Annotated in this window: 5 protein-coding genes; all 5 read left to right on the plus strand. The window is 42.6% G+C overall.

Translation table 11 applies throughout. From position 1 onward, the window contains the following. Positions 1 to 253: 253 nt before the first annotated feature. The gene (locus VNZ46_RS12260) at positions 254 to 2323 is read left to right on the plus strand and encodes a sulfatase-like hydrolase/transferase (protein ID WP_325560421.1); all 2070 of its coding nucleotides are present in this window, start codon (positions 254 to 256) and stop codon (positions 2321 to 2323) included. Between the two features lie 9 nt (positions 2324 to 2332). After that, positions 2333 to 3841, plus strand: a complete 1509-nt coding sequence (locus tag VNZ46_RS12265; protein WP_325560422.1) for an arylsulfatase — start codon at positions 2333 to 2335, stop codon at positions 3839 to 3841. A 248-nt stretch (positions 3842 to 4089) separates the two neighbouring features. Beyond that, on the plus strand, positions 4090 to 4695 hold the full coding sequence (locus VNZ46_RS12270) for an RNA polymerase sigma-70 factor (protein ID WP_325560423.1): 606 nt from the start codon (positions 4090 to 4092) through the stop codon (positions 4693 to 4695). Between the two features lie 106 nt (positions 4696 to 4801). Beyond that, positions 4802 to 6022, plus strand: coding sequence for a FecR family protein (locus VNZ46_RS12275; RefSeq protein ID WP_325560424.1), 1221 nt, complete (start codon positions 4802 to 4804; stop codon positions 6020 to 6022). A 163-nt stretch (positions 6023 to 6185) separates the two neighbouring features. Then, a partial coding sequence (locus tag VNZ46_RS12280) for an STN domain-containing protein (protein WP_325560425.1) occupies positions 6186 to 6939 on the plus strand: 754 nt, incomplete at its 3' end.

A 6939-nucleotide genomic window follows, 5' to 3' on the forward strand; every position in this document is an offset into this window, starting at 1 on the left:
GCAGATGGCGGACTGACCGTAATGACTGATGTCTTTTTTCCTCAGAAACCAATGAACCGGGTCTATTTTAAAACGGGTGCACCCAATGCAGGGTACATCCTGAAGAAAGTGAAGTACACGCCTTTGAAAAGTACCTTATAGCCTCAATATTTACACAAACGTATTCATGCAATCGTTTGTGTAAATATTTCATCTTTGGCAAGTCTAAATTCTGGTTAACTTGTGGCTTTAGCCACATCAATGAACCACATGAATGTTAGATCTTATTAATTCGAACCGTTTAAAAACCTATGCTTTACTTGCTGTAGCTGCATTTGCAGGTGTTCCTGCTGCTGCACAGAAAAAACAGAACGTCCGGCCAAATATCATCTTTATACTCACTGATGACCTTGGTTACGGAGATTTAGGAGTGTTTTTTCAGAATCAAAGGGCTCAGGCAAATAAGCAAAATGAGCCCTGGGAACTTACCCCAAATCTTGATCGGCTTGCAGCAGAGGGGGCTATTCTGCCCCAAAGCTATAGTGCAGCCCCGGTTTGTGCACCTTCCCGTGCGTCCATTATGCTTGGGGTTAGCCAGGGCCATGCAAACGTGAGGGACAATCAATTTGATAAAGCTCTCGAAGACAATTATACCCTGGCCAATGTTTTAAAACAGGCCGGATATCAAACCACGGCCATTGGTAAATGGGGCTTGCAGGGTGTAAATGAAAAGCCAGACTGGCCTGCCCATCCGTTAAAAAGAGGTTTTGATGACTATTTTGGTTATATGCGGCATAGCGACGGACATGAGCATTATCCTAAGGAGGGCGTGTACAGGGGCAAGAAAGAGATTTGGGACAACTATACCGAAAAGAGCCAGGATTTTGATAAATGCTATACCGGAGACCTTTGGACAGCAGCAGCAAAAAATTGGATCATAAAACATCAAAACAGTAAAAAAGCAGATCAGCCTTTTTTCATGTACCTGGCTTATGATACCCCACATGCTGTACTGGAACTACCTACACAGGCTTATCCTGAAGGCGGCGGGTTAAAAGGAGGCTTACAATGGCTGGGAACCCCAGGGCATATGATCAATACGGCTTCCGGAACAGTAGATTCCTGGATAGATCCGGTTTATGCAAATGCGGCTTATGATGACACTTATAAAAGATACGCTACTGTAGTGAGCCGGATTGATCATCAGGTGGGCGATCTGGTACAATTGTTAAAAGACCTGCATATCGATTCTAATACCATAGTCGTATTTTCTTCTGATAATGGCCCTTCCATCGAGTCCTATCTGCCTAAAAAATATGTACCATTTCAACCTAGCTTTTTCGGTAGTTTTGGCCCTTTTGATGGGATAAAAAGGGATTGCTGGGAAGGTGGTTTGCGGATGCCGGTCATTGTTTCCTGGCCTACACACATTCCAGCAGGTAGTCGTGTCAATTCACCTAATATTTCTTACGACTGGATGCCTACTTTTGCAGAGGCAGCCGGAATAACTGCTCCAGCCAGAACGGATGGTGTTTCCTTAATGCCTGCTCTGCTTAAAAAGAAGGGACAAAAAAAGAGCCTGGTCTATGTAGAGTATTTTGAAGAAGGAAAAACACCTGATTTTAAACAGTTTGCACCCGAGCATAGGGGGAGGAGACGAAACCAGATGCAAATGATGCGAATGGGCGATACGGTTGGTGTGCGTTATAATATTCAGTCAGCCCAGGATGATTTTGAATTGTATGACGTGGTTAACGACCCCGGACAGACTAAAAATCTGGCTGGCCGCCTGAACTCTGGTTCTAAAATTCAGCAGGCTATGAAAGATAAGGTCTTGCAGGTAAGACAGGCAGATGCTTCTGCTCCAAGACCTTATGATAAGGCTTTTGTTCCAGCTACGGAGGCTAAACAGGTGGTCCAGGGTATACAAACGGAGTCTTATGAGGGAAGGTTTAACTGGATCCCCGATGTATCTACGCTTAAAATTGCAGAAAAAGCTGTGGCTAAAGTTATCGGAACAAATACCCTCAAAAAACACCCAGTTCATATTTTTAAGGGTTATCTGCATGTTCCTGCAGATGGCGAATATACTTTCTATTTAAATGCAGATACCAAAGCCTTTTTCCGCTTGCACGAAGCTGCGCTAATTGATGAAGACTACGGATATAAAGGAGCTGAGGTGAAAACTGCAAAAGTTTATTTAAAAGCAGGGATGCATCCTTTTCAGTTGTCTTACCTTACAAGTGCGGCATTTAAAAAACGGAATCTTAAACTGGAATGGGAAGGGCCGTCTATCAAAAAGCAGGCTATTCCTGAAAATACTTTCTATAGAAACAAAATCTAATATCGAAGCATGAAAAAGATATATTTTAGTCTGTTTATGGTCTTGTCGGTTTTGTTGCCGGTCACTGCGCAGCAAAAACCAAATGTGATTTATATTTATGCTGATGATCTCGGTTATGGAGACCTTAGCTGTTATGGGGCAACCAAATTACATACCCCTAATCTGGATCGCTTGGCACAGCAGGGCTTGCGTTTTACCAATGCTCATTCTACTTCTGCCACCTGTACACCTTCCAGATACGCGTTGATGACCGGACAGTATCCATGGCGACGGACGGGCACCGGAATATTACCGGGTGATGCAGCTTTAATTGTACCTCAGGACAAAATAACACTCCCCAAATTGTTTAAGCAAGCAGGCTACGCGACCGCTATTGTGGGTAAATGGCATCTGGGCTTGGGGGAGAAAGTAGAAAAGGACTGGAATGGAGAAGTTAAACCCGGACCTGTTGAGGTTGGTTTTGATTACTCTTTCATCTTTCCGGCCACTGCAGACCGGGTACCTACGGTGTTTTTGGAAAACCATCGGGTGGTAGCTTTGGATCCTGCTGATCCTATAGAGGTGGATTATCAAAAGAAAGTTGGCAATGACCCCACGGGTAAAGAACATCCGGAATTGTTAAAAATGCAATCTTCTCCTGGCCAGGGGCATGACAACACAATTGTTAATAGCATAGGCCGTATAGGTTTTATGAGCGGTGGGCATCAGGCACGCTGGGTAGACGAGGAGGTGTCGAGTACGTTTATGGAAAAAGCCGCTCAATTTATAGAAGATCACCAAAAACAGCCCTTCTTTCTTTACTACACGCTAACAGAGCCTCATGTACCGCGTATGCCTGCCACACAATTTAAAGGTAAAAGTGGGTTGGGCTATCGTGGTGATGCGATTTTACAATTGGACTGGACCATTGGTCAATTGATGAAACAGTTAAAGTCTTCTGGTTTGGATAAAAATACATTGATCGTTTTTACAAGTGACAACGGCCCGGTACTGGATGATGGTTATCAGGATGGTGCCGTGACCATGCGAAATGGGCATAATCCTGCAGGCCCATTGAGGGGAGGAAAATATAGTGCTTTAGAAGGGGGGACGCGTTTGCCATTTATTGTAAGCTGGCCCGGTCGGACAGAGGGTAAGGTTTCTGATGCGCTGGTTTGTCAAATGGATTTACTGGCTTCTTTTGCTGGATTGTTGAAACAAAGTATTCCTGCCGGGGAAGCCAGAGACAGTGAGAATTTGCTGGCTGCTTTTTTAGGGAAGGATAAAACGGGACGTAAGGTCTTGATTGAACAGGGCCAATGGGATGCAACTGCTATTATTCAGGGCGACTGGAAGTATATACAGCCTCATCCGGGTAAAGTTTATATGGAAGACGTGGGGATTGAATCGGGTAATTCAAAAGAGCCGCAATTGTACAATTTAAAATCTGATATTGGTGAAAAGCAAAATCTGGCCAAGCAGTTTCCGGAGAAGGTAAAGGAAATGGACGATTTACTGATTAAGGTTAAAGGTAACTAGTTGGGGGGGTGAATTTTTTTGAAAAACCCTTAGACTCTACTTCGAGGCTATCGATATCAGGGGCGCGAAGAGCGCCCAGATCTCTGAGGCCTTTCCGCAGGGTATAAGGGTTTTTCGTCGCAAATTGCAGAGGGGGGCGACCTGGGATAGTGTAATATAAATTAAGGTGGGCTTTAAATTTTAAGGAAAAAATAATTAACATTGGCCCCTGAAACAACTAATCTCATATAACCAATAATTGAAACCAAATGTTTAACCAGGGGCAACAGGTATTAGAGCATGAGCAGGAGATCCTTTTGCAGCTACAAATGGGGGATTCAAATGCCTTTGATCTCATTTATAAACATTATAGCCCAAGGATCTACCGGAATATTTTGAGACTTGTTAAGCAGGAAGCGCTTGCAGAAGAAATTTTACAAGATGTATTTATGCGTGTCTGGGAAAAAAGAGCAGCCTTAAATGTGGAGAATTCTTTTAAGTCTTACCTTTTTAAGATTGCTTACAATCTGGTAATGGATTTTTTTAGAAGGGCAGCGTTTGACAGAAATTTAATGGCCCATCTTAGTGTGGTTTCTACAGCATTCTATAGCAATACAGAAGAGATTACGGATTTAAAGGATACGCAAGCCTTGCTGCAAGAAGCTATTGAGGCACTACCGCCGCAGCGTAAGAAGATTTATCTGATGTGTAAAATTGAGGGGAAGAGCTACCAGGAAGTAAGCCAGTTACTCGATATTTCCAGTTCTACCATTAGTGATCATATTGTTAAGGCAACCAAATCTGTTAAGGAGCATCTTTCAGATAAAGACTACGCGGTGCTGATGGCGGCTGTAGCCATAGCCTTGCATAACTGATTGTTTAGCCGGCATTTTAAATGCTCGATGAAGAAAATAAAAATATTTTTCATCGGAGCAGAGGATGAGCAAGCCTCATTCGTCATAAGGTTAAAAGAGAACTATTTTGAAAACATTGGAATTAACAGATTTATTTAAGCGATACTTGCAAAATACCTGCTCAGAGGAAGAATTGGAACTGCTGATGCTGCATTTTCATAGTCCTGATGTGAGGGCTTTAAATGAACTGGTTGCACAAGAATTGGATAAAAATGATTTGGGCTCTGCCTCTCAGGAACAGGACTTACAAGTTTCGATTGACAGGGTTTATCAAAATCTCAGGAACAGGATTTCTGATCAGGCTATTGATCGTCAAAAGACAGTAAGAAGACTTTGGTCTCCTATAGCGGCAGCAGCAGCGGTGCTTTTGATTGTTGGTTTGGGTATCTTCTTTTATATATCCTATTATTCACCTCGCCGTGCCGATGGAAGAGATTCAACGAAAAATCTTGTAAATGACGTTATGCCAGGCGGTAATAAAGCTTATCTTACATTGGCTAATGGTCAAAAACTGTCTTTAACCGATGTGGCTAATGGTACTCTTGCCAAAGAATCCGGTGTGGAAATTTCTAAAACTGCAGATGGACAAGTGATCTATACTTTGCACCATGCTGAGGGTGGGATGACTGCAACCAACACCATTGAAACACCAAACGGTGGACAGTATCAGGTTTGTTTGCCTGATGGCTCTAAAGTATGGCTGAATGCAGCTTCGAAACTTATATATCCTGTTTCTTTCGCTACTCAAAAAGAGCGCAGGGTAATTTTAAGCGGCGAAGCCTACTTTGAAATAGCAAAAGATAAGCAACATCCTTTTCATGTTAAGACCGCAAATCAGGAAATAGAGGTACTCGGAACTCATTTTAATGTAAATGGCTACAGCGATGAGGGTAGTATCAGAACAACACTGCTGGAGGGAAGTGTCCGTATTCTTGCAGGAATCGGTAGCGGTATGAAGCGCCGGGATGCCTATGGTGTAGTGCTAAAGCCAGGACAACAATCTATCCTTGCAGCAGGAAAAATAAATGTAACTGAAGTTGACGCCGAAGAAGCGGTTGCCTGGAAACAGGGGGTGTTCAACTTTCATAACGAAGACATTTTTAGCCTCATGAGAAAACTTGCCCGCTGGTATAATATAGACGTCATCTACGAAGGCAGCGTCCCTGATGTTCGTTTTGGTGCTGAAATCTCCAGGAGCCGATCTTTAGCACAGGTACTAAAAGTATTGGAGAAAACCGAAGGTGTTAAATTCAAAATTGAAGGAAGGAGGGTTATTGTTATGCCATAGTTTTACACTAAACAAGGCAAAAAACCAGGAGTGATTGGACCCACCCCTGGCTGATGGCCGGGTTAGCTTTTGAATATAATCTACTACAATTTTTATCAACTTAACCACAAACCATTCCCTTGCGTGCGCCATATGGCGGAGCTTTGGGATTAAAACCAAATGTATGAAATTTTATACGCTATTTAAGCGTAAGCATTTTGCTTATGTAGCAGGCACAATTCTGCAAAACACGGCATCCATTGTTCAATGGATACTTCATGCAGACCATAAAAAGTATATAATGCGGATTAACCTAACCATTATAATTATCGCATCTTGTTTAATACAGGTCAGTGCAGCGGGCTATGCCCAAAAAGTAACTATGGATAAAAAAAATACTTCCCTGCAGGATGTGATTAAAGAAATCAGGAGGCAGACTGGATATGATTTTGTTTATACTATGGCACAAATGGAGCAATCCAGACCTGTAAATATTAAGGCAGAAGATGCCAGTTTAAAAGAAGTGCTTGATGCCTGCTTTGCCACCCAGCCGTTTAATTACATTATAGAAGATAAGGTAATTGTGATCCGCAACCGGGTGGTCATTGAAGAAAAGCACATAAAGGACCCTATACTCATTGAAGGGATAGTCAAAGACGAAAGCGGAATGCCCATTCCGGGAGCATCTATTCGAATTAAAGGCTATAATGGAAAACCAGTGGCCAGTGGCAAAGATGGTGAGTTTAAAATTGTGGTCAACTCTGAAAATGATATTCTGGTGGTCTCTTATATTGGCTACAATACCAGAGAGGTACGAATCAGAAACGGCCATAAAAATCTAACAGTTACCCTTGAAATATCAGAAACTGCAATGAAAGATGTGGTGATTACAGGGATGACTGTTCGTAAGAAAGAAAGTTTTACAGGAGCAACGGCTT

The sequence above is a fragment of the Pedobacter sp. genome (genome assembly GCF_035566355.1).
GTDB lineage: Bacteria > Bacteroidota > Bacteroidia > Sphingobacteriales > Sphingobacteriaceae > Pedobacter.